This is a genomic window from Sphingobium sp. S6 (assembly GCF_905120495.1).
In the GTDB taxonomy this organism is placed as follows: Bacteria; Pseudomonadota; Alphaproteobacteria; order Sphingomonadales; family Sphingomonadaceae; genus Sphingobium; species Sphingobium agri.
Genome location: NZ_CAJHOG010000001.1, coordinates 737,943 through 764,575, shown reverse-complemented (window position 1 = coordinate 764,575; position 26,633 = coordinate 737,943). Strand labels below are relative to the sequence as shown.

Sequence of the window (26,633 nt, the reverse complement as noted above, 5' to 3'; positions counted from 1 at the left end):
TAGCTCCATCGTCCCGCCCGGGGACGATCTATCAAACAATATCTTCGGACTGCGCCAGTTCCGCCAGGCGCTGGTCATGATCCATTTTCAACCGTTGGATCCGCTGCTGCTCGGCAAAGGTTTCCTCATTAAGGTCTTCCTTCGCCCGCCTCGTGGCTTCCGCCAGCGCCGTCTCCAACTCCGGTCCTTGCGCCATCACCCGAATAGCTTCCTCCAGGTCGCGCGAAACGCGACCGGGATCGGTCTTCATCCTGCTGGGGGTGAATGTGAACGTGTCGGCCCGGAGCATCCCCTTCGCCATATTATACACTTCACCTTGGCCCAATATGGTAAGGAGGCCCTCTGTTTCAACTGTTTCTTGCCGGAACGATGCGGCAATCATTGCGCGCATCAGTTCGCCCAGTGCCGAATCGCCGATATGGAGCGCGGAAAGCATCTCCCGGTGCAGCACGATTTGCTCGGGGTGCCGAAGCAAACTCGCCAGAACCGCGCGCAGCAGCCGCTGCTCCATGCCGCTGACGCCGATAGCCCGCGCTTCGTTCCCGACCGGGGGCAGGGGAGGCTTCCAGTTCCCGCGCCGATCGCGCTGCCACCCTTGCCGCGTACCTGTCCCACGCTGATGCCGGGGTGCGCCAGCCTGCGCCGCCCGCGCGAAGAACATCGTGTCGTAACGCTCGCGGAATATCTGCACGTAATGCGCCCGTACGTCCGGATGCGCGATCGCGTCGGTGATCGCCCGCAGCCGTTGCTTCAGCGCCGCCCGCTGCTCCGGCGTATCAAGGGGCGCCGCCCTCTGCTCATAAGCCCAGAGCCGCTCCACCAGCGGTTCCGCCGCCTCCAGCACCCGCTCCATCGCGCCCGGTCCCTCCGCCCGGATCAGGTCGTCAGGATCCTGCCCCGATGGCAACGTAGCAAAGGCCAGGCTCATCCCCGGCCTCAACAGTGGCAAAGCCCGCGTAGCCGCCCGGATCGCCGCCTTCTGCCCCGCCGCATCGCCATCGAAGCAAAGCAGCGGCACATCGACCATCTTCCACAGCCGCTCGATCTGATGTTCGGTCAACGCCGTGCCCAGTGGCGCCACCGCCTCGCCAAAGCCCGCCTGCGCCAGCGCGATCACGTCCATATAGCCTTCGACCACGATCACCCGCCCACTCTGGCGGCTCGCCGGAGAAGCCCGATCGATATTGTAGAGCGTCCGCCCCTTGTCGAAGAGCGGCGTATCGGGAGAGTTCAGATATTTGGGTTCACCCGCACCCAAAATCCGCCCGCCAAAGGCAATCACTCGCCCGCGAATGTCCCGGATCGGCAACATCAGCCGCCCCCGGAACCGGTCGTAAGAGTCGCGCTCACCATCCGGATCGATCAGCAACCCCGCCTCGATCAGCATAGGCTCGCCAAACTCGTTCAGCGCGCCCTTCAGCTTCCCCTTCGAATCCGCCGAAAAGCCAAAACCAAAAGCCCGCCGCGTCGCCTCGCTAATCCCGCGCCGCTTCAGATACTCCCGAGCCTCGGCCCCTTCGATCCCGCCAAGCTGCTCCTCGAACAAAGCCTGCGCCGCCGCCATGACGTCATGCAGCCCCTTTGCCTGCTCGGCCCGCTTCGCCGCGCGAGGGTCGGGCGCAGGCACATCCATGCCCGCCGCCGCTGCCAGCTCCTTCACCGCCTCCATGAAGGGCAGGCCGCGCTGATCCGTCATCCACCGGATCGCGTCCCCATGCGCCCCACAGCCAAAGCAGTGGTAAAAGCCCTTCTCATCATTGATGGTGAAGCTCGGCGTCTTCTCATTATGAAAAGGACAGCACGCCTTATACTCGCGCCCAGCCTTCTGCACCTTCACAGTCCGCCCGATCAGCGTCGACAGCGAAGTCCGCATGCGCAGTTCGTCAAGGAAGGCAGGGGAGAGGCTCATGGCCTCTAAATGTCAGCTAAGCGCCGCCTTCACCAGCCCACTGGCCTTGCTCATATCGATCACCGCCCCATGCCGCTCCTTCAGTACGGCCATGACCTTTCCCATGTCCTTGACGCTTTCCGCGCCCACTTCCGCCTTGATCCCTTCGATCGCAGCGCGCGTCTCATCCTCGCTCAGTTGCTGCGGCAGGAAGCTCTCGATCACGCCCAGCTCGGCCTGCTCCTTCGCCGCCAGCTCATCGCGCCCGCCATTCTTGAACATCTCGATCGATTCGCGCCGCTGCTTCACCATCTTCTGCAGCACCTCGACGACGACCGTATCGTCATCCGGCACGCTCGAAGCCGTCCGCAGCTCGATATCCCGATCCTTCAGCTTCGCCAGGATCAAACGCACAGCGGCCAGGCGTTCCTTGTCCCCCGCCTTCATGGCTTCGACCTGGGCGCTCTTAACCTGCTCGCGAATCATGGCGATACGAATCCTGTTCTGCTGGAAAAGACCAGATATAACGCCAAAAGAGATTTTTTACAGTGGTTGACCGCGGGGCCTCACAAGCATAGGTGACCGGCCGTTTAACCCGCTGCAGACGGGTTCCCGCAAAAAGCATGAAGGACGCTAAGACCATGGCTGATGCCAAGACCCTCACCGTGCCCAAAGGAGCGACAGGGGTATTGGTTTTCGCCGATGGCAGCGCGGTTTTCGGCCGCGGCTTCGGCGCGGTCGGCGAAGCGGTGGGCGAACTCTGCTTCAACACCGCCATGACCGGCTATCAGGAAGTGATGACCGACCCCAGCTATGCCGGGCAGATCGTCACCTTCACCTTCCCGCATATCGGCAACGTCGGCACGAACCTGGATGACGTCGAAGCGGACAACCCCTTCGCCCTCGGCTGCGTCGTGCGCCAGGACGTGACGGAGCCCAGCAATTTCCGCAACGTCGAACCCTTCGACCAGTGGATGCGTGAAAATGGCCGCATCGGTCTTTCCGGCGTGGACACCCGCGCGCTCACCCGCATGATCCGCCTGAAGGGCGCGCCCAACGTCGTCATCGCCCATGACCCGGAAGGCACTTTCGACCTCGCTGCCCTCGCGGAAAAGGCCGCTAACTGGCCCGGCCTTGAAGGCATGGACCTCGCCATCGAAGTCACTGGCAAGGAAAGCCGCCTCTGGAAAGACGGCGTGTGGAAACTTGGGCATGGCTACGGCAAGGATGAGGCGGCGGACGATCGCCCCCATGTCGTAGCCATCGACTATGGCGCGAAGAACAACATCTTCCGCAACCTGGTAAAGGCCGGCGCCCGTGTCACCGTTCTCCCCGCCACCGCCACTTACGAGCAGGTGATGGAGCAGAAGCCCGACGGCGTGTTCCTCTCCAACGGCCCCGGCGATCCGGCCGCGACTGGCGAATATGCCGTGCCTGTCATCAGACAAGTGCTGGAAGCCGACAAGCCGGTCTTCGGCATCTGCCTCGGCCACCAGATGCTGGCGCTCGCGGCTGGTGCCAAGACGGTCAAGATGCACCAGGGCCATCGTGGCGCGAACCACCCCGTCAAGCGCCTTGGGGATGGGCTGGTCGAGATCACCTCGATGAACCACGGCTTTGCAGTCGATAGCGACACGCTGCCCGCGAACGTCAAGCCGACCCATGTGTCGCTCTTCGACGGCAGCAATTGCGGCATCGAACTGACCGACAAGAAAGCTTTCTCGGTCCAGTATCACCCCGAAGCCTCGCCCGGCCCACAGGACAGCTTCTACCTGTTCCAGCGCTTCGTTGAGGGGCTTAAGTGAGCCAAAACCTGCCCCCTGTTGACGAAGCCCGCCTCGCGGCAGAGTGGGAGGCGGATAGTCAAGTCCTCGCCAATCTCGCCGCGAATGGCGACGTGGCGCGTTTGTCGCGTCCGGTCGATGTCAGCTTCAAGGGCAGCGAAAAGGATTTCGAGCGTGTTCTCACCATCGCCAGCCAGTTCGGCTTTGTCGAACTGGACCGCGAAGAGGATGAGGATGGCGACCTGTTCCTCTTCCTCGAATGCGAGCAGCCGGTCGATGAGCAGTCGATCCGCGCCCTGACCAAGAAATGCCTCCAGATCGAAATCCTATGCGGCGTCGAATATGACGGCTGGGGTTGCGAGGCCCGGACGGGGGGCGTGCATTGATGGGACGGAAAATCTACAAGCCCGTTTCATTGGCTGCCGTAGGATGCCTCGCGGCTTGTCAGCCCTCTTCAGAACGTATTGTTGAGATTGCTGAGCAGTGCGGGATCAAAAATCTACGCTTCACAAGCAGTCACTGGTTAGCCGCCATTCGTTTGCGAGAATACCATGAGACAGGGCTTTATTTTGGCGCTGAGCCGCCCGGCCATGGAAAACTTGTTGCGCGGCAGTCGCGTATCCACGGTTGCCTGATACCTCGGGCGAAAGCCGAAGGTATTGAAATCGATTATCCTATCACGGTGATTATAAACTAATGCCCAAACGCACCGACATCTCCTCCATCCTCATCATCGGCGCTGGCCCGATCATCATCGGCCAGGCTTGCGAGTTCGACTATTCGGGCACGCAGGCGGTGAAGGCGCTTAAGGAGGAGGGCTATCGCATCATCCTGGTGAATTCCAACCCGGCCACCATCATGACCGACCCGGAATTTGCCGACGCGACCTATGTCGAGCCGATCACGCCCGAAATCGTGGCGAAGATCATCGAGAAGGAACGCCCGGACGCTGTGCTGCCGACCATGGGCGGCCAAACGGCGCTCAACACCGCGCTCGCGCTCTTTAATGACGGCACGCTGGACAAGTTCGGCGTCAAGATGATCGGCGCCGACGCGCAAGCTATCGACAAGGCAGAAGATCGCCTGAAATTCCGCGACGCGATGGACAAGATCGGTCTGGAATCCGCCCGCTCGCGCATCGCCCACACGATGGAAGAGGCGATGGAGGCGCTGGAATTCACTGGCCTGCCGTCCATCATCCGCCCCAGCTTCACGCTCGGCGGCACCGGCGGCGGCGTTGCCTATAACAAGGAAGAGTTCAAGCGGATCGTCGCCGAAGGTCTCGACGCGTCCCCCACAACCGAGGTGCTGATCGAGGAATCGCTGCTCGGCTGGAAAGAATATGAGATGGAGGTCGTGCGCGATCGCAACGACAACGCCATCATCATCTGCTCGATCGAAAATGTCGATCCGATGGGCGTCCACACCGGTGACTCCATCACCGTCGCGCCAGCGCTGACGCTGACTGACAAGGAATATCAGATCATGCGCAACGCGAGCATCGCGGTGCTGCGTGAAATCGGTGTGGAAACAGGTGGTTCCAACGTACAGTTCGCGGTCAATCCGAAGGACGGCCGCCTGATCGTCATCGAAATGAACCCGCGCGTCAGCCGCTCTTCGGCGCTCGCGTCGAAGGCAACCGGCTTCCCAATCGCCAAGGTCGCGGCAAAGCTCGCTGTCGGCTATACGCTCGATGAGATCGAGAACGACATTACCGGTGCGACCCCGGCTTCGTTCGAACCGACCATCGACTATGTCGTAACCAAGATCCCGCGCTTCGCCTTCGAAAAGTTCAAGGGCAGCGAGCCGCTGCTCGGCACCGCCATGAAGTCGGTGGGTGAGGTGATGGCGATCGGCCGCAACATCCATGAATCGATGCAGAAGGCGCTGCGCGGCCTCGAAACCGGCCTCTGCGGCTTCGACGAGGTGGCGCATCTGGTAGGCGCGCCCAAGGACGACATCGTCGCCGCTCTCGCGCAGCCGACGCCCGACCGTCTGCTGGTCGCTGCCCAGGCCCTCCGCGAAGGGCTCAGCGTCGCCGAAATCCACAGCATCGCCAAGTTCGATCCCTGGTTCCTGGAGCGGATCAAGGAAATCATCGACGCAGAAGCGGAAGTGCTGGCAAACGGCCTGCCGCAGGATGCGGACGGCATGCGCCGCCTGAAGGCGATGGGCTTTTCCGACCAGCGTCTTGCTCATCTGGCGCTCAAGTCCGCCAATCTGCGCGGCATGGAACGCGGCATCGCGCGCGGTTCGGGCCTGATCCACGAAGCGGTCAAGGCCATGACCGGCGGCGTCACCGAAGCGGAAGTGCGGAGCCTCCGCCACAAGCTCGGCGTGCGTCCCGTCTTCAAGCGCATCGACACTTGCGCCGCCGAGTTCGAGGCCAAGACGCCCTACATGTACTCGACCTATGAAGCGCCGCTGTTCGGTGAGGCGGAGAATGAGGCGCAGCCCAGCGATCGTAAGAAGGTCGTAATCCTTGGCGGCGGTCCAAACCGGATCGGGCAGGGGATCGAGTTCGATTATTGCTGCGTCCACGCCTGCTTTGCGCTGGCGGATGCGGGCTATGAGACGATCATGGTCAACTGCAACCCGGAAACCGTGTCGACCGACTATGACACATCCGACCGTCTCTATTTCGAGCCGCTGACGGCCGAGGATGTGCTCGAAATCATGAGCGTCGAGATGTCGAACGGCACGCTTGCGGGCGTCATCGTCCAGTTCGGCGGCCAGACTCCGCTCAAGCTGGCGCAGGCTCTGGAGGACGCAGGGGTTCCCATCCTCGGCACCTCGCCGGACGCCATTGACCTTGCCGAAGACCGCGAGCGTTTCGCCGCCCTCATCGACAAGCTGAAGCTGAAGCAGCCCGCCAACGGCATCGCCCGCAGCCGCGAGGAGGCGATCGCGGTCGCCAACCGCATCGGCTACCCGGTCCTGATGCGTCCGTCCTACGTCCTCGGTGGTCGCGCCATGGAGATCGTCGACGGCCAGGCCCAGCTTGAGGAATATATCGCCACCGCCGTTCAGGTGTCGGGCGACTCTCCGGTGTTGATCGACCAATATCTGCGCGACGCGACCGAAGTGGACGTCGACGCGCTCTGCGACGGCGAAGATGTGGTGGTCGCGGGCGTCCTCCAGCATATCGAGGAAGCGGGCGTCCATTCGGGCGATTCCGCTTGTTCCTTGCCGCCCTACAGCCTTTCCAGCGACGTTATCGCTGAAATTGAGCGTCAAACCGACGTTCTCGCGCGCGCTTTGTCGGTCCGCGGCCTCATGAACATACAATATGCCGTAAAGGACAACATTGTTTACCTAATTGAGGTAAACCCCCGCGCCAGCCGCACCGTCCCCTTCGTCGCCAAGGCAATCGGCACCCCCATCGCCAAGATCGCCAGCCGCGTCATGGCCGGAGAGAAGCTCAAGGCCCTCCCAAAAATCGACCGCAATTCTATAAATCATATTGCAGTTAAGGAAGCCGTCTTCCCCTTCGCTCGCTTCCCCGGCGTAGATCCGGTCCTCTCGCCAGAAATGAAGAGCACCGGCGAAGTCATGGGCATCGACAGCAATTTCGCGACCGCCTTCGCCAAGGCCCAGCTCGGCGCGGGCACTGTCCTGCCGAAAAACGGCACGGCTTTCGTGTCGGTGAAGGACAGCGACAAACCCGTCATCCTGCCTGCCGTGCAGAAGCTCTCAAACCTGGGCTTCACCATCGTCGCAACTGGCGGCACAGCGCGCTATCTGGAAGAGCAGGGCATCGCCGTTCAGCCGGTCAACAAGGTGGCGGAGGGCCGTCCACACATCGTCGACAAGATCACCGATGGCGACATCGACCTGATCTTCAACACGACCGAAGGCTGGCAGTCTCTGAAGGACAGCAAGGCGATCCGCACCAGCGCTCTCCGCGCCAAGGTAGCAAGCTTCACCACGGCCGCCGCAAGCCTCGCGGCAGCGGATGCGATCGAGGCGCTTCGGGGCCATGCCCTTGAAGTGCGATCGCTCCAGTCCTATTATCCCATGTCGCAAGCCTGATCCCCTGCACAAGGAAGCACGCTGCGGGTGGCTCCGAGTTGGAGCCGCCAAAGGGAAGTTTTGACGAAGGATTTGCAAGAATGGCGACCGTCGAGAAGATGCCGATGCTGCAGATGGGCTATGACAAGCTCAATGAGCAGCTCCGCGAACTTAAGGCCGAGCGGCCTTTGATCGTGGACGCCATCGAGGAAGCTCGCGCGCATGGCGATTTGTCCGAAAACGCCGAATATCACGCGGCGAAGGAGCGGCAGGGTCAGGTCGAAGCGACGATCGCGGACCTAGAGGACAAGCTGTCGCGTGCCCAGATCATCGATCCCAAGACGCTGTCCGGGGACAAGGTCGTGTTCGGTGCCACCGTGACGCTGCTTGATGAGGACGACAAGCCGGTCAAATATCAGATCGTCGGCCAGGCGGAGGCAGACGCAAAGCTTGGCATGATCAGCTATAACAGCCCGCTTGGCCGCGCGCTCATCAGCCGCCAGGTCGGCGAAGAGGTTGAAGTGTCGGTTCCCTCCGGCGACAAATTCTACCTCATCGACAAGATCGAATTCATCTAAAGCCAGTGAAGCTGCCATCTGGCCGTATGACTGATGGGATCGCGGCGATAACGTTCGCCGCGTTTCTGTTGCTGCTGTTCACAGGTCAGGTAGACACGGCCGCCATCCTTGGGGGATTCATTCCCGCTCGCATCGGTGATCCTCAGCTTCTTGCAGGCGCGGATGCGGTGCCCGCTTGGCTGACGCCACTCAGTTGCACTCTGATACATGCCGGTTGGCTGCACATCGGTTTCAATTTGCTGATGCTGGTCTTTTGCGGGCGGCAGGTTGAGCAGGTGTTGCAAAAGAGAGCGGTTCTGATCCTCTATGTTGCAGGAGCCTATGGCGCGGCTTTGCTGCAATGGGTCTTCGGTCCTGCTTCTCCCAACCCTATGGTGGGGGCGAGCGGCGCCATATCGGCAATTCTCGCAACCTATGCACTGCTCTACGGCCAGCGCGCTGTTCGGCGCATCGGTCCATTTTCCGCCAATTTCCTGCGCATCATGTGGCTCGCCGCAGGCTGGATCATTCTCCAGCTTATGATTGGCCTAGCGTCCGCGCGTGGCGGATTGGGCGATCTGGGACAGATCGCGATCGCCGCTCATATCGGGGGGTTCCTCGCAGGCCTCGTTCTGACGCGGCCCTTGCTCCTCTGGCGATTTCGCAAGGGCCCCAAGCCTCTGATTTGAACGCTCAGGCCTGCGGCAGTTCCGGTTCGAGCAGCCGGTGCAGGTGAACGATCACATAACGCATCTCTGCGTCATCCACCGTGCGCTGCGCGGCGCCACGCCATGCATTTTCAGCCGATGCATAATCCGGGAAGACTCCAACTACGTCGATCGAGCCTAAATCTTCAAATTCCAGCGTCTGAGGATCTTTGACGCGCCCGCCCATAACGAGGTGGAGTTTGCTCATGATGTTTCGTGTCTCCCAAGGAAGGAGCGGCACTTTAGCAACGGCGCCACTCCTGTCCAAGGCTTCGTCACATAGGTCGGCGTGCTTTCTAGGGCCAGGCAATTACCGTTTCGGCAAGCGCGCCTTCAATGCGTCGCTGACCGCATCGATCTTGCTGGTAACCAGCGCCACGAAGTCATCGGCCACCCGAGATGCCGTGCCGCTGATGTCGGCTGAAGCAGCGGCATCGCGAGCCGATGCGGCGGCCTTGCTCGCGCTGTCTTGCGCGCTGTGAAGCGCTTCGCTCGCACTCGATTTGATGTTCTCCGCACCTTGTGCAGCTGCGGCGCTCGCAGCAAGAGCTGCTTCCACGACACGGCTTCCCGCCGTAACAGCAAGGCCCGGAAGCGCCTTCATGACCGTGCGGCTCTTCGGGAACATCCATGCGACGATTGCCCCGGCGGCTACCGCGCCAGCGACCGCCGCAACAGGATGTTCCTGAACGATCTCATTTGCACGAGCTGCGACGCGTTGAGTCCGGTCGCGCACGTCACTGTAGGCGTCGCCAGCGCGATCACGGCCGGTCTGGATCAACTCCGCAGCATTGTCTCTCGCCTTTCCTGTCGTGTCCCGGAACTTGTCAGTCGCCGTTCCGGCAATGTCGTTCGCTGCGTCGCGCACGCGCGCAATCTGAGCTTGAATGTCAGCCATCGTCAGTCTCCGCTCTCTCCGGGTTACGATTAGTAATCCGAACGTATGTCCGTTTGAAAAGTGCCGAAATGGGGCGGCGGAAGAGGTAAATCAGAATAGCAGTGGCCGTCGCTCCAACTGCAACCGGCTGCTGCTTCACCTTGTCGGTGACATAAGCGCGTCCATTGTGGATGCCGCTTACAGCCTTCTCCTTGATATCCCGCTTCAGCCGGCGAGGTTTCACGCGTTCCTTCGCCGCTGAAACGCTGGCCAGGAACCGCGCCTTTTTCTGCTCGGCTCTCGCGGTAGCCAGGCGATATTGTTCCGTTCCATTCATGGCTTGATGGCCCTCCGCATGCGCGAAATCCGGGCTTTGGCAAGCAGCAGCAGCAGGAGCGTCAAGAGCAAGGTTGATCCCAGCACTACCACTGCCGCCCAGCCGGGGCCAAGACGGGGGCTCAACATCAGAACCATCCCCACCAGAAAGGCGATCAATCCTGCAAAGCTGAGCATGAAACCGGCTACCGCAAAGATCGTGGCGTCGCGGATGCCAGCCCCCGCGATGCCCGCCCGCAGCTTTTGCCGCTCGATTTCCGCGTCGGCATAAGCGCGCCCGTCGGCGTATAATTTGGTGAAAGCCGCGCGGACGCTGTCCTGCTGCTGCTCATATTCGGCGTCGGGAGGCGCGGCTACCAGGCTTGGTTCTTCAGTCAAAAGCCCCTCCGCCCCAGCGTCGGGGCTCTGGCGTGATTGTCGATATGCTATGCTCAAGCCTTGTCGTCAGACCCTTTGGCGAGCCGCATCAACACAAAGCCGACGACTGCCGCCGCGCCGATCGCAACCGCAGGGCTCTTGCGCACGAAATCCTTGGCTTCGGCCATCAGCTGGTCGACGTCCTTGCTATCCAGCGTGTCGGCTGCCCCAGCCACCGCTTCGGCCGCCTGTCGGGCATAGTCGCCATATTGGGGGCCAAGCTTGGCATCGACGGTCCCGGCAGTGTCCGTGATCAGCTTCGCCAGGCTTTGCATAGCCGTGCCGGTCTTGTCCTTGGCAACGCCCGCCGCCGAGAGCGCAGTCTTCGTGGCCTGGTCTTTCAACGGGTCGATATGCGTTTTCCAATCGACGCTGTTAAGTTTGTCGGCTGCTGTACGAGCGGCCTTTTCCGCCTGCTCCTTCAGCGGAGCGATCTGCGCGGACCAGCCCTGGGACGCAGCGCCATTTCCCGGCTTCGTGGCTGCCGTTTTGATCGGCGCGGTCGGTGTCACTTCACGGGTCGCGACCGGTGCGCCCTTGGCCGGCTCGGCAGGTGCGGCCTTCTTCGTACGCTTGGTGGGCGGGGTTTCCGGGGTGTCGGCCATCGTCCTAGTCTCCTCAGATATTATGGGTCGCGTTGCGGGCGATCGGATATGCGTCCTCAATGCTCGCGGCGGCACACAGTTCCGTTGCCGTTACTAATTTGAGCATCGGCATTTTTCGAGTCCATGCAAGCCCCGCATTGCCAAGGTGGAAGGCGCTGGCTAAGCGGAGCGCGATTTCAGGCGCATTGCAGCATTCAGGGAGCGACCATGACCGCCATTCTCGATATCCACGCTCGTCAGATACTCGACAGCCGGGGCAATCCCACGGTCGAAGTCGATGTCATGCTGGAAGATGGCAGCTTCGGGCGCGCGGCCGTTCCCTCTGGCGCTTCGACGGGCGCCTATGAAGCGGTGGAAAAACGCGACGGCGACCAAAGCAAATATCTCGGCAAGGGCGTTCTGGCGGCGGTGGCCGCGGTCAATGACGAGATTGCCGAGCAGTTGATCGGCCTCGATGCGGAAGACCAGGCGGAAGTCGACGCAGCCATGATCGCGCTCGACGGCACTGAAAATAAGGGCCGCTTGGGCGCGAACGCTATCCTGGGCGTCAGCCTTGCGACGGCCAAGGCTGCTGCGGATGCTCGGGGTCTGCCCCTCTACCGCTATGTCGGCGGCGTATCGGCCCATGTCCTGCCGGTGCCGATGATGAACATCATCAACGGCGGCGAGCATGCCGACAATCCGATCGACTTCCAGGAATTCATGATCATGCCAGTCGGCGCGGAAAGCATCGCCGACGCGGTTCGCATCGGCGCGGAAATCTTCCACACGCTGAAGAAGGGGCTTCACGACAAAGGCCTTGCCACTTCGGTAGGCGACGAAGGTGGCTTTGCTCCCAACATCGCCTCGACGCGTGACGCGCTCGATTTCATCATGCTGTCGGTCGAGAAGGCCGGTTACAAGCCGGGTGATGACGTCGTCCTTGCCCTGGACTGCGCTGCGACGGAGTTCTTCAAGAACGGCAGATATGAAATTTCCGGCGAAGGCTTGTCGCTGAGCCCCGTCGAAATGGCGGATTATCTGGCAGCGCTCTGCGCTGACTATCCGATCAAGTCGATCGAAGACGGCATGAGCGAGGATGATTTCGAAGGCTGGAAGGCGCTGACCGACAAGATCGGCGGCAAGGTTCAGCTGGTCGGTGACGACCTCTTCGTGACCAATCCCAAGCGCCTGGAAATGGGTATCGGCAAGGGTCTTGCGAACTCGCTTCTGGTGAAGGTGAACCAGATCGGTTCGCTTACCGAAACCCTGGCAGCGGTCGATATGGCGCATCGCGCGCGCTACACCGCCGTCATGTCACACCGCTCCGGCGAAACCGAGGATGCCACCATCGCCGACCTCGCTGTTGCCACCAACTGTGGTCAGATCAAGACGGGATCGCTCGCCCGGTCGGACCGGCTCGCCAAATATAATCAGCTGATCCGCATCGAAGAGGAACTGGGCGACGTCGCGGTTTACGCCGGGCGCTCCATCTTTCGCTGACCTTTATTTCAACTCCCGGCCGCAAGTTAACGAGTTTTTTCTTGCGGCCGGCTCCGGCCTGTGATTCAACTGTTCCATGGCGCACATCGCGAAGCTCCGCATGTTGTTATTTTCGGCGTTCGGGCCTGCTATCGCTGTCCTGCTGCTGCTTTTCTTTGCCGGATATGTCGTGCTTGGTTCAAACGGTGTTCTTGCCTGGGGCGATTACTCCCGGCAGCTTCATCGCGCCCAAGGCGAACTTCGATCTGTCGAAGCGCAGCGGCATGAGCTTCGCAACCGCGTCGACCTGCTCAACCCGCGCCGTGTAGATCCTGATCTTAGCGATGAATTGATCCGTCGGCAGCTCGGCGTGATCCACCATGACGAAGTGATCGTGCCGCTCAACTGATTCGCGCCGCTTCAGGGCGTTATTAGGCGGGCTGCGGCGTTGCAATCCGGGCATGTCTGTCGCTATATCGGGCTTCCTTCCATCCATCACCAGGCAAAAGGATAAGAGCCTTGGCGAAACCAACGACGCCGCGTCCTTCGCGCGCAAACGCAAAGGCGCAAAGCCCTGCCAGCGCGGATCACAACCGGCCTCGCCCCGAAACTCCTTCGGATTACAAGGCCACGAAGGAAGAGTTGCTGGAATTCTATCGGCAGATGGTCCTCATTCGCCGTTTCGAGGAAAAGGCAGGCCAACTCTATGGTCTCGGCCTGATTGGCGGTTTTTGCCACCTCTATATCGGTCAGGAAGCTGTCGCGGTGGGCATCCAATCCGCGCTTCAGCCTGGCAAAGACAGCGTTATCACCGGCTATCGCGATCATGGCCATATGCTCGCCTATGGGATTGATCCCAATGTCATCATGGCTGAATTGACGGGTCGGGAAGCTGGCATTTCCCGGGGCAAGGGCGGTTCGATGCACATGTTCAGCGTCGAACATAAATTCTTTGGCGGCCACGGCATCGTCGGCGCTCAGGTTTCGCTCGGCGCAGGCCTTGGCTTTGCGCATAAATATAATGGAGATGGCGGCGTCTGCGTCGCCTATTTCGGCGACGGCGCCGCCAACCAGGGCCAGGTCTACGAAAGCTTCAACATGGCCGAGCTATGGAAGCTGCCGATCATCTTCGTGATCGAGAACAACCAGTACGCCATGGGCACGAGCGTCAATCGCTCTTCGGCCGAAGATCAGCTCTATCGTCGCGGTGAGAGTTTCCGCATTCCGGGCATTCAGGTCAACGGCATGGATGTGCTGGCGGTCCGCGGCGCCACGGAGGAAGCGCTTAAGTGGGTGCAGGGCGGCAATGGCCCGATCCTGCTCGAGATGAAAACCTATCGCTATCGCGGCCATTCCATGTCCGATCCTGCCAAGTACCGCTCGCGCGAGGAAGTGCAGGCGATGCGTGACAAATCGGACCCGATCGAGGGCGTGAAGAAATATCTGGCCGACGCCGGTGTGAGTGAAGACGAACTCAAGAAGATCGATCAGGACATTCGGAAGGTCGTGAGCGAGGCGGCGGACTTCGCTGAAACCTCGCCCGAGCCGGACATGGCCGAACTCTATACCGACGTGCTGGTGGAGCAATATTGATGGGTATTGAAATCAAGATGCCGGCACTGTCCCCCACCATGGAGGAAGGCACGCTGGCCAAGTGGCTCGTCAAGGAAGGCGACGAAGTCCGTTCCGGCGACATTCTTGCCGAGATTGAAACGGACAAGGCGACGATGGAATTTGAAGCGGTCGATGAAGGAAAGATCGGCGCGATCGTCATTCCTGAAGGGACGGAAGGCGTGAAGGTAGGCACCGTCATCGCGACGATGGCCGGCGAGGGTGGCGATAGTGTCACAGCGGCACCCAGGGCAGAAGAAAGCGCCCCTCCGGCAAAACCGGAAGTGGCTCCCGAAGCCCCGAAAAAGGCTGAGAGCGGAACTTCCAAGCTCGCGTCGGAAGCGAAGGCCAGTGTTGCTGATCCCGACCTTCCCGAAGGCACGGAATTTGTGAAGACGACTGTTCGCGAAGCGCTCCGCGATGCCATGGCCGAAGAAATGCGCCGCGATGACCGCGTGTTCGTCATGGGTGAGGAAGTCGCCGAATATCAGGGCGCATATAAAGTCACTCAAGGCCTTCTCGAGGAATTCGGCGACAGGCGCGTCATCGATACGCCGATCACGGAATATGGCTTTGCAGGCGTCGGCACCGGCGCAGCCATGGGCGGCCTGCGTCCCGTGATCGAGTTCATGACGTTCAACTTCGCCATGCAGGCCATCGACCATATCATCAACTCGGCGGCAAAGACCAATTACATGTCCGGCGGGCAGATGCGTTGTCCGATCGTGTTTCGCGGTCCCAACGGCGCCGCCAGCCGCGTAGCGGCCCAGCATAGTCAGAATTACGGTCCCTGGTACGCGTCAGTCCCCGGCCTGATCGTGATTGCCCCTTATGACGCTGCTGACGCCAAGGGATTGCTGAAGGCGGCGATCCGCTCGGAGGACCCGGTAGTTTTCCTCGAAAACGAGTTGGTCTACGGGCGCAGCTTCGACGTGCCCAAGGTGGACGACTATGTCCTCCCCATCGGCAAGGCCCGCATCATGCGCGAGGGCAAGGATGTAACGCTGGTCAGCTATTCGATCGGCGTCGGTGTCGCGCTCGAAGCAGCCGAGCAACTTGCAGGAGAGGGCATCGAAGCGGAGGTCATCGACCTGCGCACCCTCCGGCCGCTCGACACGGCGACTGTGCTCGAAAGCTTGAAAAAGACAAATCGCCTCGTGGTGGTCGAAGAAGGCTGGCCGGTCTGCTCAATCGCGTCGGAGATTGCTGCGGTCGTGATGGAAAAAGGCTTCGACGATCTCGATGCTCCAGTGCTGCGCGTCACCAACGAAGACGTACCGCTGCCCTATGCCGCCAATCTGGAAAAAGCCGCGCTGATTGATGCCGCGCGCGTCGTCACTGCGGTTAAGAAAGTGTGTTATCGGTGAAAGTCTATAAGGGGGGGAGGGTGGTTACCTCCCTCTTCTTGTTCTTCTCACTGCAATTTAAGTACAGATCGAGCGCGTGACATTTTCGGTGTTTTGCGGATTGCCGAGATCGCGGCTGTCTCTCACGTTAAATGCGGAAAAATCAGTGATATCTCTCAGCGGCAAAGAAATGATGGGCATCAGGCGTTTATAGGTATAGTTGATTTCGACAACCATCACCGCTGTGCCTGAAGCAGCTTTGATCTCTTGCCCGGTCGGCCCCATCCCTGCGAAACTGTTCCCGGTCGAGCCGGTATTTTCCGGACCGTAAGCCGAATGATAGGCATTCCCCCCATAGCAGCGCTGCCATTTGATCATCTGCCCGCCACTGCCATTCTGCTGCAAACTGGAAAGAACGATCTTTCCGTTTTGGCTTAAGTTTAATCCGGCCCCCTGAAGATCTGCGCCTATGAAAACGTCATTGATTTCCGCTTCGCTAATAGGCTTGTTGTTGATGACGCTCTGGGCACCCATGCGTGAAGCATTATCCGCCACCATCGCGGCAAGTTCACCAACTCTTTTTACAGTTAGCGCATAGTTGATAAGCTCTATTCCGGAGGACGCCAGGATCAACAGAATAGGAAGGGATAAAGCGAACTCGATCAAGGCGACGCCGCTTTGGCATTGGAGCGTGCCGCGCCCATACCTTACATAAGCAGGAACGGTCGGGTTGGCAGAGGTGATGGAAGAGTCGCTCATCAGTCAGTCCTCAACTGCATTTGCCGATCAAAGCCTCAGCCTGTTTGTCGAACGGCTGGTTGCGCAGGATCGTGTGTGCGGTCATGGTCACCTGTTGGCTCCAGCCCAAAAGAGATGCCATGGGGAAAAGCCGGTTATATCGCAGCGTAACTGAGTAGATCGTCACGTCCTTGGCGCCGCCTTGGCCGGCAACTCCAGAATCTGTGTCTCTGACTCCATTTCGATTTGCGTCGTCAAAGCTTTCATTGTTGTTACAGATGTTATCGCCATTGGAATCGACGAAAGCCTCTGCACGCGATTGCGCCCGACCGTAGGACTTGAAGGACAGTCGATCAAAAGTGAACGTACCGCCGCTGACAAGCCGCTTTACCGCTGTTTCGACCGATGCGTCGAGAAGCGCACGATTAGCGTCCGTCGCCGTCTCCAGCGCCGATGAACGCCCCGCCGCCTGAACCTCTCCGCCCAAAATAGCTCGAGCATAGAAGTAATAACCTGTGTCGAACAGGAACATGAGAATGAGGACGAGGACAGGAGCGACTATGGCGAACTCTACTATAGTTGCGCCGCGAGTGTTTCCACGTAATGCTTGGATACACCGAGGTGTCCAGCGCAGGGCAAGAGTTCTCCTCACCGCGTCACCCGCAACTGCGCGATTTGCGATGCAATCTGCGAGAAAGTCGCAGTCAACTGATCAGCGTTGTCAGCTTGATAAGCGCGACCAGGTGAGGCACAGTTCGACAATAGCGAAGTAAGATCGGTACCGAAGGCGATCACCCACACCGTAATGTTTTTTTCGTTCTTCGCTATATTGCAAAGCTGCGTGAGCCGCGTTTCTGTCGCGGCGTTCTGTTCTTCATCAGTAGGCATCCGATTGGTTGGCGTGCGCCGTCGCGTCATGGCGGACAAACCCCATGCATCATATGCTCCGATGCGTGTGTCAGTCTGCCCATCGGTCATGAATATCAGATTGCGGGCGTAGCGGCCCGACGCTTCGGCTGCTGCGTGTTCGGTCGCAAACAGCCCTTCCCGCGACATCAGGCGCAATCCCCACAACATCCCAATGTCGTGATAGGTAAAGCCCGCAGGCTTGAGGTTGCTGAGATATGTGCCAAAGGTGGTGGCGTCAATTTCGGACATTTTGCGGGCAGGCGAGGGGCAAGCTGCGGCCTGTGTTGTGTCGCTAGAGGGGGTGAAAAAGTTCGTGGTGGCATTAATGTTAAAATCGCGCGTTTTGGTTTGAAGAGGGGAGCCGCTGAACGCCCATCTGTTGAGCCAGGCCGTGGGGTATCGCTGACCATTTAGCGCTGGCTTCTGATATCCTGTAGTCGTCTGGTCGCGGCCATAGACTAAGCCTGGAAGATAAGGCTTCCACTGTGTTTCGGGTCGCGTGGGATCCGGAATTAGATCGATGTTCATGTCATGAGGGCTTCCACGCTCCTCAATGCATGCATTAGAAGAGTTCCAGGTTATCTTGCGCGTCCTAGGGTGACTAGGGGTGGCGCTTGCGTTCGCATTCTCAACCAGCGCATTAATAAAGCCGCCCTTGACGTATCCGTAGCTGTCAGTGACTTTCAAGTCGGAGATGTCATAGTTGATCGGTCTATAAATCCAGTGATAATATGTGTTGATGGTGGTCGTTTCCGTTATTGGGATCGGCTGTCCGGCTTTGTCGTTCTTGACAATATTTTCCGTCCGCTTTTCCACGAAATTATTATATACGGTCGACGTGATCGTGCACACGCCTCCTATAAAGCTTGTGCCGTAAGTCGTGCCATGTCTTGTCCGGATATGATCGCGAGAGCGCGGTACGGCAGGGGGCGGGGAAGTCCAGGCCGACGGAACTGTGTTATCTGAAATGTTGTTGGCTGGAGCGACGCAATTTTCCGATGATCCTGGATAGGAAGTACCAGCACCATATGATCCGCTAACACGTTCCCAATCCGTGTAGTACTGCAGCGTGTCAGGCTCTACCCCCCCTCCCGATGTTTTGGTGATTGTTTGGGTCGATGTGCCATCTCCCTCACGGGAGTCGTAACTGGGATTGTCCTGAAGCCATGAAGGCTTCAGCAGCGTTCCGACGTTCACAGTTCCCGAATAAGGGACGAAGCCATAGCGTATATGCGCGCCTTCGGGCTTCACGCGCTGAAGTTCATTGTAGAAGCTTGTAACCGCGTTCTTGAGTGCCACGATCTTGCTTGTGCTGTCGCCTGGATTGATGTCGTTCATCGACAATGTCGTATCCAAAACGAACATGATGTCCGTGTTTGGAAGCTGAAGGTCCGCAGTACAGATCGCAGTTACCGTTCTGTTCGGCATGTTGAACAGCGACATCAGAGTCATCGGGACGACAGCAGAAGCATTTCCGGTCACCGCTCCTGTATTGCTCGCAGAATACGCTACGCCTGCGGAATTCGTCCCATATTTGTTCGCCGGAAAGTTGATATTGAAAAACTTTTCGGCGGTACTCCGCGAGCTCGTGTCGCCGTCTGTCGTCCAAGTGAGTCCAGTCATCGCGCGCCGCCCAGCGAGTGCGCCAGCGTCACATGCTTGCTGAAGACGGGTTTTGGTGATGTAGAGACGGCTCATATCGACCCCGCCGCCAATCATGGCAACGAGTGGGAAAATTGATGCAGCCACGATCGCTAGCGTATTGCCCGCCTGATTGTGGTAAAGCCGCATTAAAATGAACAGCGCGCGCTTGATCCTGTCGCTCATATTTGCTCTCACCCGTGCTCATCCCGCCCCCGTCAAACCAGGGTGACGCACTGCTGATATGATGCAGTTGGCAGGATCAATATCCGCGAACTGATTAAGATAGCGATAATTCCATGGCTGCAGTTATATGACTCATGAATGATCAAGTCGGCGATCGGCCCACAATGTTAGCGGCCGTACTTAGCGCTTATGCTGGTCGCGAAATTTCCCGCCATCGTCTGCTTTGGACTTTGGATGCGCGTCTTGCCCGGGTGGTGGCCACGACGACCGAACCGATGATTGGCCAACTGCGATTGGCATGGTGGCAGGAAGCTTTGAGCGATGCCGCGGGCGTCATGGGTAGGGGCGACCCTCTCGTTGACGCCTTGCGCGCTGCTGGCGAGGCTCCTCCGGCGGGCTTGACGGCGTGGCTCGATGGTTGGGAGGCTATCATAGCTGATGCTGACCTTGAAAACTACGCAACCGGAAGAGGAGGGGGGCTGTTCCACTCTCTTGCAGGCGAAGCCAAGGTGCCTGCCTGGTTGCAGCAGGCGGGTGCGGTCTGGGCGCTTTGGGATTTCACGGGTCATGTGAAGGACTCGGAACTTGGAACCCAGGCACTCGATATCGCACGGGATATGCTTCTGATTGGAGATCGAGTTTGGCCTGCTGCCTGGCGGCCGATGAGGATCGCATATGAATTGGCTCGTACGGACATTGTGCGAGGGAAGGCTGCCCCTAACCGATTGACACCCCGCCTCTATTTCCGGCTATTGCGGACTGCACTTGGCGTGCGTTGAGGGGGATTTTGCGTGGCACGTATAATGGCGGGCGCTGCGGCGGCGTTGCTCCTGGTGGCGGGGGGACTTTTTTGGTGGCAGGGGCGCGCAACCACTCGGCCTGTCCCGGAAGCCGTGATGGCGCCACCGCCTCCTCCTGCATTGGAAGCATTGCCGGAAGGGGATCCCGATGCCGTGGGCAAGGCGCTCCCTTCGCCGGGAGAGGCGAGCCCGCAGAGCCGGGAGCAGAAGCGTTTTGCCCGGTATGACCGCAACCGGGACGGCTTTATCACTCGCGGCGAGATGCTGGGCAGCCGGGTCAAAGCCTTCAAAGCGCTCGACAAGGACAAGGATAACCTGCTTTCCTTCGAGGAATGGGCCGTCGCCACGTCAGATCGCTTTGCCGGAGCGGATGCGAATGCGGACGGCAAGCTGACGCCAGCAGAGTTCGCGACGACGGCGCCCAAGCGGAAGGCGCCAACAAAGTGCCGATGCTGATCGGCGCGGCGTCAGTTCATCTCAAACGCGTCGACCCATTGCGATAAGGACGATCGCGCGCGGGCGGTATAAGCCTCCTTGCGCTGCTTCTTCTTCACGTCCTCAAGCGGCGGGAACAGGCCGAAATTCACGTTCATCGGCTGATAATCGGCCGTCGCCACATTGCCGGTGACATGCCCCAGCAGCGCGCCGAGCGCCGTGTCGGCAGGCGGCGGTGCGATGCGCTGGTTCAGTAATTCAGCGGCAGCGAAGCGTCCGGCAAGCAGCCCGATCGCGGCGCTTTCGACATAGCCTTCACACCCGGTCATCTGTCCAGCAAACCGGATGTGCGGCGCACTTTTCAATCGCAGGGTCGTGTCGAGCAGCTTGGGACTCTGGATGAAAGTATTGCGGTGCAGACCTCCAAGCCGAGCGAATTCCGCCTTTTCCAGCCCCGGAATTGTGCGGAACAATTCAACCTGGGCACCATGTTTGAGCTTCGTCTGAAAGCCGACCATGTTCCACAACGTGCCGGACGCGTTGTCCTGCCGCAGTTGAACGACAGCATAGGGCCAGCGGCCTGTACGTGGATCGTCCAACCCCATTGGCTTCATCGGGCCGTGTCGCAAAGTCTCCGGGCCACGGGACGCCATGACCTCGATAGGCATGCAGCCTTCGAAATAGGGCGTGTTCGTCTCCCACTCCTTGAACTCGGTCTTCTCCCCGTCGAGCAGTCCCTGGACGAAGGCCTGATATTGATCCTTGTTCATTGGGCAGTTGATATAGTCCTTGCCCTCTCCACCGCCGGGGCCGATCTTGTCCCAGCGGTTCGCCATCCAGCATTTATCCATGTCGATGCTGTCGAAATGCACCACCGGCGCAATCGCATCGAAAAAGGCGAGATGATCCATGCCTGCCGCCTCGCCGATACTGGCGGCCAGCGTCGGGGCGGTGAGCGGCCCTGTCGCGACGATCGTCATGCCCTCGATTGGCAGCTTGTCGATCCGTTCACGCACGATTTCGACATTGGGATGGTCGGCAAGCGCGCGAGTCACGCCTTCGGAAAAGACATGCCTGTCGACGGCCAGAGCCGACCCGGCGGGGACCTTCGCGGGTTCCGCCTGCGCCATGATGAGGGAGCCAAGCCGCCGCATTTCCTGATGCAACAGGCCTACCGCATTCTTGTCCGCATCGTCGGAACGGAAGCTGTTGGAGCAGACCAGCTCCGCAAGGCCATCGGTCTGATGCGCCGGGGTCATGTCGCCAGTGCCTCGCATTTCGGACAGGCGCACCTTCACGCCCGCCCGCGCCAGTTGCCAGGCCGCTTCCGACCCCGCCAATCCGCCGCCGATAATATGTACTTGATGGCCCGTCGCTTCGTCCATTTTCCCGTCCATGCGTTGATGCACGGCCTGTAGGTCAATCAGCAACAAAAGGAGAGCGTAAAATGATCGATCATATCGGTATCGCGGTCAGTGACGCTGGACGATCCCGCGAGTTTTACGACCAACTTCTTGGGGCGATAGGCTTGCAGCATTTGATGGCCATCCCGGCTGCGGACAATCCGAGCGGCGGCGAGGCGCATGGCTACGGCCGGGACGATGATCCCTTCTTCTGGATCGGCGACAACGAGGCGGTGGGGGAGGGTACGCACATCGCGTTCCGCGTCGAAAACCGGGCGCAGGTGCACGCCTTCCACGCAGCGGGGCTCAGGGCCGGCGGGCGAGATCATGGCGGCCCCGGCCTCAGGCCCCATTATGGCCCGAGCTATTATGCGGCTTTCATTCTCGATCCAGACGGCATCAATGTGGAAGCCATATGTCATGCTGAGGTCGATCTCAGCGCGTCCGGCGAACTGTCCTAAGGCAGGCAGCGCTTATCAGCTGCTGCCTGCCCTTGTGTATCAGTACGCAGCCACGCTGTTCGCGGCGGAAAGCACCGCCTGAACCGATGCGGTCGCCACGTCGGTATCGGTGCCGATGCCGAATATCGTGCGGCCATCCGGCGTGCGGCATTCGACATAGGCTGCCGCGGCAACGTCCGTTCCCGCGCCGATCGCATGTTCGCTGTAATCTGCGACCTCCAGATCGACGCCCAGATCGTCACGCAGAGCCGCCAGCACCGAAGAGATCAGGCCATTCCCGCGCCCGGAAATGGACCGTTCGCCGCCTTTGTGCGCGATCTTGCCGGTAAAGATGCGGTCGCCCGCATGGCCGGTCTCATTATAGTCGATCAGCCTGTAGGGCTGGTCGCCGGAGAGGCGGTAATGATCCTCGAACGCGGTCCAGATGTCGGACGCGTTCAGTTCGCGGCTGCTCTGGTCGGCCAGCGCTTGCACGACCTTCGAGAAATCCGCCTGCATGCGCTTGGGCAGCTTCAGTCCCTTGTCCTGCTGCAGCACCCAGGCGACGCCGCCCTTGCCGGACTGCGAGTTGACGCGGATCACGGCTTCATAGTCGCGGCCCAGATCCTTGGGGTCGATGGGCAGATAGGGCACGTCCCAAATCTGGTCGTTGCGCGTTTCCTGAACGGCAAAGCCCTTCTTGATCGCGTCCTGGTGAGAGCCGGAGAAGGCGGTGAAGACCAACTCGCCCGCATAGGGGTGACGCGGGTGGACCGGCAGCTGGTTGCAATATTCGACGGTCTGGATGACCTCATCGATGTCGGAGAAGTCCAGCCCCGGGTTGACACCCTGCGTGTACATGTTGAGCGCGACCGTCACCAGGTCGCAATTGCCGGTGCGCTCGCCATTGCCGAACAGACAGCCTTCAACACGGTCCGCGCCCGCCATCAGGCCGAGCTCGGCCGCAGCGACGCCGGTTCCCCGGTCATTATGGGTGTGGAGCGAAATGACGACGCTGTCGCGCTTGGAAATGTTTCGGCACATCCATTCGATCTGGTCGGCATAGATGTTGGGCGTCGCGGCCTCAACCGTCGCGGGCAAGTTCAGGATCAGCGGACGCTCCGGCGTCGGCTGCAGGATTTCCATCACCGCTTCACAGCATTCCAGGCTGAAATCCAGTTCGGCGGTGGAAAAGGTTTCCGGCGAATATTCGAAATGCCAATCTGTGTCCGGTTGCTTGGCCGCATTGTCGCGCAGCAGCTTGGCCGCGTTGATCGCGATGTCCTTGATCTGCGGACGGTCCATCTGGAATACGATGTTGCGCCACGCCGGAGACACGGCGTTATAGACGTGTACGATCGCCTTCTTCGCGCCGCGCAGGCTTTCAAAAGTGGTGGCGATCAGGTCTTCGCGCGCTTGGGTCAGAACCTGCGGGAACACATCGTCCGGGATAGCGCCTTCGCGGACCAGGCCGGAAATGAAGTCGAACTCGGTCGCGCCCGCGCTGGGGAAACCGACCTCGATCTCCTTGACGCCGACCTTGATCAGAAGGTCGAAGAAACGGCGCTTCTTCTCCGCGTTCATGGGGTCGATCAGCGACTGGTTGCCGTCGCGCATGTCGGTCGACAGCCAGCGCGGCGGTGAGGTGATGACGGCGCTGGGCCACTGGCGGTTGGGCAGATCCACCTGAGGGAAGGGGCGGTATTTCTGCGAAGGGTCGGTCAGCATCATGGGAAGCTACTTCTTTATGCAAACGGGCGGCGCGATGCGGGCCCGGTGAAACGACTATCTGCTTGATTATGCCCTTAGGCGTATCGCTGCGTCATTCAAGCGAAGAGCAGCACAAAAACCACGCCTAAGGGCGTGTAAGTCGTAGCAGGGGAAGAAGCGCGCGCTGCATGATGGGTCGGCCTTAACCCTTTTCGATGGCGCTCGTCCAGCTTTTGTTGTCGTATGAGATCCTGTAACACGCCTCGAATGCAATCAAGGGATCGCCATGTCACTCAACAGCTTACTCGTTCCTACCTATAAACAGATGCTTGCCACTTTGTCCGCTTGGCTTTCCAAGGCCCAGGAGCAGATGGGGGAGGAGGCGGAACGGCTGCTGTCTGCCAAGCTGGCGTCCGACATGTTTCCATTGTCCACGCAAGTCCGCTTTGCCTGCGTGCAGGCACGGGAAGGGGTCTGCCGCCTCATGGGCGAGCAGTTTACTCCATCACTACAAGCTTTGTTGGACGAGGGCCGCAATGCCGGGGACAACCCTGGCTCGATCGCGGATGCAAAGGCGAGGATCGATGAGACGATCGCGCTGCTTGAAGCTTTGCCGGCAGGGGCCCTTGACGGCGATGAGCAGAGGCCGATCGAACATGCCCTGCCGATAGGGCTGACCTTCGGCCTGACGGCGGAGCAATATGCCCGCGACTGGGCCTTGCCTCAATTCTACTTTCACTTGGTGATTGCCTATGCGATCCTGCGCAATCAGGGCGTCGACATCGGCAAAGCGGATTATGTCACCCACATGTTCGCTTATGCGCGGCCGGGTACGCTGCCTACGGATTGAAACCCGGCGACAATCCTCGCACCTTTCGGCAAGCGATCGGGGTGGCGAGTGTGGCAACTCGACACCCCGATCAGCTACTATTTCTGGAACGCTGCGACGATCTTCAGTTCGACGCTGTCGCCGACCATGGGAACGCCATACCCCATGTTGAAATCACTGCGCTTGACGGTGGTCGTCGCCACAAAGCCGACATTTTCCTTACCGCCAGCCATGGCTGGGGCTTTGCCTGCCCCGTAGAAGTCGGCGTTCAGCGTCACAGGCTTCGTCACGCCCTTGATGGTAAGGTTGCCGGTGATCTCGGCACTGGTGGTGCCGTCCGGCTTCACGCTCGTCGAAACGAAGGTCGCTTTTGGAAATCTAGCGGCGTCGAAAAAGTCCGCCTTCATCAAATGCTCGTCCAACGCGGCCACGCCCGTGCGCAGATTGGCGATGGGCACGTCGATCGACACCTTCGATGCCGCGACATTTTTCGGATCTAGCGTCAGCGTACCGGTCGGCTGCGCGATCAGACCGAAATTGTTCGAAAAGCCCATATGGTCATAGGCGAACGCCACCTGAGTGTGGCCTGGATCAACCTGATAGGTGCCTCCGCTGACGCGAGACGGGTCTTTGGCGCCAGGGGCCGGGGGCATCTGCTGGGCGATGAGGGCCGTGCCGGTCAGGGCGGCCAGGGCAACGGCTGAAATCACGAACTTGCGCATGGACAGGTCTCCAGAAGCGTTCAAGGGACGCACTACCATAGCGGCGTCCCTTGATTGTTCCAGAGCCGTAATCGGAAACGGAGCGTTACCGATATGAATTCCGCGCTGTCTGCTTCTTCCTTCATTCCAGCGCAGGCTGAAATCTCCAAAATAGCTCAGAGATCCCAGCTTGCGCCGTGAAGAAGCTGAAAAGCTTAGTTCTTTTCCTTGTCGACCAGCTTGTTCGCGCCGATCCAGGGCATCATCGCGCGCAGCTTGGCGCCGGTTTCCTCGATCTGGTGACGCTGGGCGGCGATGCGGCTCGCCTTCAGTTCGGGCTGGCCAGCGCGGTTGTCGAGCACGAAGTCCTTGACGAAGCGGCCCGACTGGATGTCGGCGAGGACGCGCTTCATTTCCTTCTTCGTTTCTTCGGTGATGATGCGTGGGCCGGTCTTGATGTCGCCATATTCGGCGGTGTTCGAGATCGAGTAGCGCATGTTGGCGATGCCGCCTTCATACATCAGGTCGACGATCAGCTTCAGTTCGTGGAGGCATTCGAAATAGGCCATTTCCGGCGCGTAGCCAGCCTCGACCAGCGTTTCGAAACCAGCCTGGACGAGCGCGGTCGCGCCACCGCACAGCACGGCCTGCTCACCGAACAGGTCGGTTTCGCATTCCTCGCGGAAGTTGGTTTCGATGATGCCCGAGCGGCCGCCGCCGACGCCTGAAGCGTAGGACAGGGCGATGTCATGCGCATTGCCGGTCGCATCCTGCGCGATGGCGATCAGGCAGGGGACGCCGCCGCCGCGCTGATATTCACTGCGGACGGTGTGACCGGGGCCCTTGGGCGCGATCATGATCACGTCCACGTCCTTGCGCGGTTCGATCAGGCCGAAATGGACGTTCAGACCATGGGCGAAGGCGAGCGCCGCGCCGGGCTTCAGGTTCTCGTGAATGTCGTCGGCATAGATCGCGGCCTGATGCTCGTCGGGGGCGAGGATCATGAGGACGTCGGCCCATGCGGCGGCTTCGGCGTTGGGCAGGACCTTGAAGCCTGCGCCTTCGGCCTTCTTGGCCGATGCCGAGCCGGGGCGCAGAGCGATGGCGACTTCCGCCACGCCGCTGTCGCGCAGGTTCTGGGCGTGGGCGTGGCCCTGCGAGCCGTAGCCCAGGATGGCGACCTTCTTGCCCTTGATGAGGCCGATGTCGGCGTCGCGATCGTAATAAACCTTCATGTTTCC

The 26,633-nt window shown here is 60.1% G+C and carries 27 protein-coding genes; 13 read left to right on the top strand and 14 right to left on the bottom strand.

Annotated elements, in window-relative coordinates; translation table 11 throughout:
• Window positions 1–31: 31 nt before the first annotated feature.
• Window positions 32–1,909 carry a DNA primase gene (gene dnaG / locus SPHS8_RS03860; protein WP_201514135.1) on the bottom strand — a complete coding sequence of 626 codons (1,878 nt, stop codon included), beginning with the start codon at window positions 1,907–1,909 and terminating at the stop codon, window positions 32–34.
• A gap of 12 nt (window positions 1,910–1,921) precedes the next feature.
• Window positions 1,922–2,374, bottom strand: a complete 453-nt coding sequence (locus SPHS8_RS03855) for a GatB/YqeY domain-containing protein (RefSeq protein ID WP_201514134.1) — start codon at window positions 2,372–2,374, stop codon at window positions 1,922–1,924.
• Between the two features lie 155 nt (window positions 2,375–2,529).
• On the opposite strand from SPHS8_RS03855, the gene carA reads away from it, so the two are divergent.
• The 6 genes from carA to SPHS8_RS03825 all read left to right on the top strand — a co-directional run bounded on the left by carA (window position 2,530) and on the right by SPHS8_RS03825 (window position 8,929).
• Window positions 2,530–3,693, top strand: coding sequence for a glutamine-hydrolyzing carbamoyl-phosphate synthase small subunit (carA, locus tag SPHS8_RS03850; protein ID WP_201514133.1), 1,164 nt, complete (start codon window positions 2,530–2,532; stop codon window positions 3,691–3,693).
• The gene (locus SPHS8_RS03845) at window positions 3,690–4,058 is read left to right on the top strand and encodes a ribonuclease E inhibitor RraB (RefSeq protein ID WP_201514131.1); all 369 of its coding nucleotides are present in this window, start codon (window positions 3,690–3,692) and stop codon (window positions 4,056–4,058) included. The genes carA and SPHS8_RS03845 overlap by 4 nt, the downstream gene beginning before the upstream one ends.
• Entirely contained in the window at window positions 4,058–4,369 is a 312-nt protein-coding gene (locus tag SPHS8_RS03840; RefSeq protein ID WP_201514130.1) for a hypothetical protein, read from the top strand. Before SPHS8_RS03845 ends, SPHS8_RS03840 begins: the two co-directional genes overlap by 1 nt.
• Window positions 4,369–7,704, top strand: coding sequence for a carbamoyl-phosphate synthase large subunit (gene carB / locus SPHS8_RS03835; protein ID WP_201514129.1), 3,336 nt, complete (start codon window positions 4,369–4,371; stop codon window positions 7,702–7,704). The genes SPHS8_RS03840 and carB overlap by 1 nt, the downstream gene beginning before the upstream one ends.
• An 80-nt stretch (window positions 7,705–7,784) precedes the next feature.
• Complete coding sequence (gene greA, locus SPHS8_RS03830; RefSeq protein WP_097091663.1) at window positions 7,785–8,261, top strand: transcription elongation factor GreA; 477 nt, start codon at window positions 7,785–7,787, stop codon at window positions 8,259–8,261.
• A 26-nt stretch (window positions 8,262–8,287) separates the two neighbouring features.
• Window positions 8,288–8,929 (top strand): rhomboid family intramembrane serine protease, encoded by a 642-nt coding sequence (locus SPHS8_RS03825; RefSeq protein ID WP_201514127.1) that lies wholly within the window; start codon window positions 8,288–8,290, stop codon window positions 8,927–8,929.
• A 4-nt stretch (window positions 8,930–8,933) separates the two neighbouring features.
• Here the strand turns inward: SPHS8_RS03825 and SPHS8_RS03820 are convergent, their stop codons facing one another.
• The 5 genes from SPHS8_RS03820 to SPHS8_RS03800 form a co-directional block, all read right to left on the bottom strand.
• The gene (locus SPHS8_RS03820; protein ID WP_097091661.1) at window positions 8,934–9,155 is read right to left on the bottom strand and encodes a DUF4170 domain-containing protein; all 222 of its coding nucleotides are present in this window, start codon (window positions 9,153–9,155) and stop codon (window positions 8,934–8,936) included.
• 102 nt (window positions 9,156–9,257) lie between these two features.
• Window positions 9,258–9,845 carry a DUF883 family protein gene (locus SPHS8_RS03815; protein WP_201514125.1) on the bottom strand — a complete coding sequence of 196 codons (588 nt, stop codon included), beginning with the start codon at window positions 9,843–9,845 and terminating at the stop codon, window positions 9,258–9,260.
• Complete coding sequence (locus SPHS8_RS03810; RefSeq protein WP_201514123.1) at window positions 9,838–10,161, bottom strand: hypothetical protein; 324 nt, start codon at window positions 10,159–10,161, stop codon at window positions 9,838–9,840. Before SPHS8_RS03810 ends, SPHS8_RS03815 begins: the two co-directional genes overlap by 8 nt.
• A complete protein-coding gene (locus tag SPHS8_RS03805) occupies window positions 10,158–10,538 on the bottom strand; it encodes a phage holin family protein (RefSeq protein ID WP_201514121.1) in 381 nt (126 codons plus the stop codon). The genes SPHS8_RS03810 and SPHS8_RS03805 overlap by 4 nt, the downstream gene beginning before the upstream one ends.
• Window positions 10,539–10,591: 53 nt before the next feature.
• Window positions 10,592–11,182 carry a hypothetical protein gene (locus tag SPHS8_RS03800; RefSeq protein ID WP_201514119.1) on the bottom strand — a complete coding sequence of 197 codons (591 nt, stop codon included), beginning with the start codon at window positions 11,180–11,182 and terminating at the stop codon, window positions 10,592–10,594.
• A 207-nt stretch (window positions 11,183–11,389) separates the two neighbouring features.
• On the opposite strand from SPHS8_RS03800, the gene eno reads away from it, so the two are divergent.
• The 4 genes from eno to SPHS8_RS03780 all read left to right on the top strand — a co-directional run bounded on the left by eno (window position 11,390) and on the right by SPHS8_RS03780 (window position 15,621).
• On the top strand, window positions 11,390–12,664 hold the full coding sequence (gene eno, locus SPHS8_RS03795) for a phosphopyruvate hydratase (RefSeq protein WP_201514117.1): 1,275 nt from the start codon (window positions 11,390–11,392) through the stop codon (window positions 12,662–12,664).
• A 76-nt stretch (window positions 12,665–12,740) separates the two neighbouring features.
• Window positions 12,741–13,052: an FtsB family cell division protein gene (locus SPHS8_RS03790; RefSeq protein WP_097091656.1), complete on the top strand. Its 312-nt coding sequence runs from the start codon at window positions 12,741–12,743 to the stop codon at window positions 13,050–13,052.
• 110 nt (window positions 13,053–13,162) lie between these two features.
• Window positions 13,163–14,236 (top strand): pyruvate dehydrogenase (acetyl-transferring) E1 component subunit alpha, encoded by a 1,074-nt coding sequence (gene pdhA / locus SPHS8_RS03785; RefSeq protein WP_201514115.1) that lies wholly within the window; start codon window positions 13,163–13,165, stop codon window positions 14,234–14,236.
• Entirely contained in the window at window positions 14,236–15,621 is a 1,386-nt protein-coding gene (locus SPHS8_RS03780) for a pyruvate dehydrogenase complex E1 component subunit beta (protein ID WP_201514113.1), read from the top strand. The genes pdhA and SPHS8_RS03780 overlap by 1 nt, the downstream gene beginning before the upstream one ends.
• 57 nt (window positions 15,622–15,678) lie before the next feature.
• Here the strand turns inward: SPHS8_RS03780 and SPHS8_RS03775 are convergent, their stop codons facing one another.
• Genes SPHS8_RS03775 through SPHS8_RS03765 form a run of 3 tightly spaced genes read right to left on the bottom strand, consistent with a single transcriptional unit; the run spans window position 15,679 to window position 19,074 of the window.
• Window positions 15,679–16,359: a TadE/TadG family type IV pilus assembly protein gene (locus tag SPHS8_RS03775; protein WP_236574948.1), complete on the bottom strand. Its 681-nt coding sequence runs from the start codon at window positions 16,357–16,359 to the stop codon at window positions 15,679–15,681.
• Between the two features lie 10 nt (window positions 16,360–16,369).
• Window positions 16,370–16,990, bottom strand: a complete 621-nt coding sequence (locus tag SPHS8_RS03770; RefSeq protein ID WP_201514111.1) for a TadE/TadG family type IV pilus assembly protein — start codon at window positions 16,988–16,990, stop codon at window positions 16,370–16,372.
• Window positions 16,987–19,074: a pilus assembly protein gene (locus SPHS8_RS03765; protein WP_201514110.1), complete on the bottom strand. Its 2,088-nt coding sequence runs from the start codon at window positions 19,072–19,074 to the stop codon at window positions 16,987–16,989. Before SPHS8_RS03765 ends, SPHS8_RS03770 begins: the two co-directional genes overlap by 4 nt.
• Before the next feature lie 791 nt (window positions 19,075–19,865).
• Here SPHS8_RS03765 and SPHS8_RS03760 point away from each other — a divergent pair.
• A complete protein-coding gene (locus SPHS8_RS03760) occupies window positions 19,866–20,330 on the top strand; it encodes an EF-hand domain-containing protein (protein ID WP_201514109.1) in 465 nt (154 codons plus the stop codon).
• 11 nt (window positions 20,331–20,341) lie between these two features.
• On the opposite strand, the gene trmFO is transcribed toward SPHS8_RS03760, so the two are convergent.
• The gene (gene trmFO, locus SPHS8_RS03755; protein ID WP_201514108.1) at window positions 20,342–21,694 is read right to left on the bottom strand and encodes a methylenetetrahydrofolate--tRNA-(uracil(54)-C(5))-methyltransferase (FADH(2)-oxidizing) TrmFO; all 1,353 of its coding nucleotides are present in this window, start codon (window positions 21,692–21,694) and stop codon (window positions 20,342–20,344) included.
• 62 nt (window positions 21,695–21,756) lie between these two features.
• Between trmFO and SPHS8_RS03750 the strand changes: the two genes are divergently transcribed.
• Entirely contained in the window at window positions 21,757–22,173 is a 417-nt protein-coding gene (locus tag SPHS8_RS03750) for a VOC family protein (RefSeq protein WP_201514107.1), read from the top strand.
• Window positions 22,174–22,212: 39 nt separating this feature from the next.
• Here SPHS8_RS03750 and leuA read toward each other — a convergent pair whose 3' ends face one another.
• Window positions 22,213–23,883: a 2-isopropylmalate synthase gene (leuA, locus tag SPHS8_RS03745; RefSeq protein ID WP_201514106.1), complete on the bottom strand. Its 1,671-nt coding sequence runs from the start codon at window positions 23,881–23,883 to the stop codon at window positions 22,213–22,215.
• Between the two features lie 265 nt (window positions 23,884–24,148).
• On the opposite strand from leuA, the gene SPHS8_RS03740 reads away from it, so the two are divergent.
• Window positions 24,149–24,712 (top strand): DUF1993 domain-containing protein, encoded by a 564-nt coding sequence (locus SPHS8_RS03740; protein WP_201514105.1) that lies wholly within the window; start codon window positions 24,149–24,151, stop codon window positions 24,710–24,712.
• 77 nt (window positions 24,713–24,789) lie between these two features.
• Here the strand turns inward: SPHS8_RS03740 and SPHS8_RS03735 are convergent, their stop codons facing one another.
• Both SPHS8_RS03735 and ilvC read right to left on the bottom strand, forming a co-directional pair.
• Complete coding sequence (locus SPHS8_RS03735; RefSeq protein ID WP_201514104.1) at window positions 24,790–25,413, bottom strand: YceI family protein; 624 nt, start codon at window positions 25,411–25,413, stop codon at window positions 24,790–24,792.
• A 194-nt stretch (window positions 25,414–25,607) separates the two neighbouring features.
• Window positions 25,608–26,627: a ketol-acid reductoisomerase gene (ilvC, locus tag SPHS8_RS03730; RefSeq protein ID WP_201514102.1), complete on the bottom strand. Its 1,020-nt coding sequence runs from the start codon at window positions 26,625–26,627 to the stop codon at window positions 25,608–25,610.
• Window positions 26,628–26,633 lie beyond the last annotated feature (6 nt).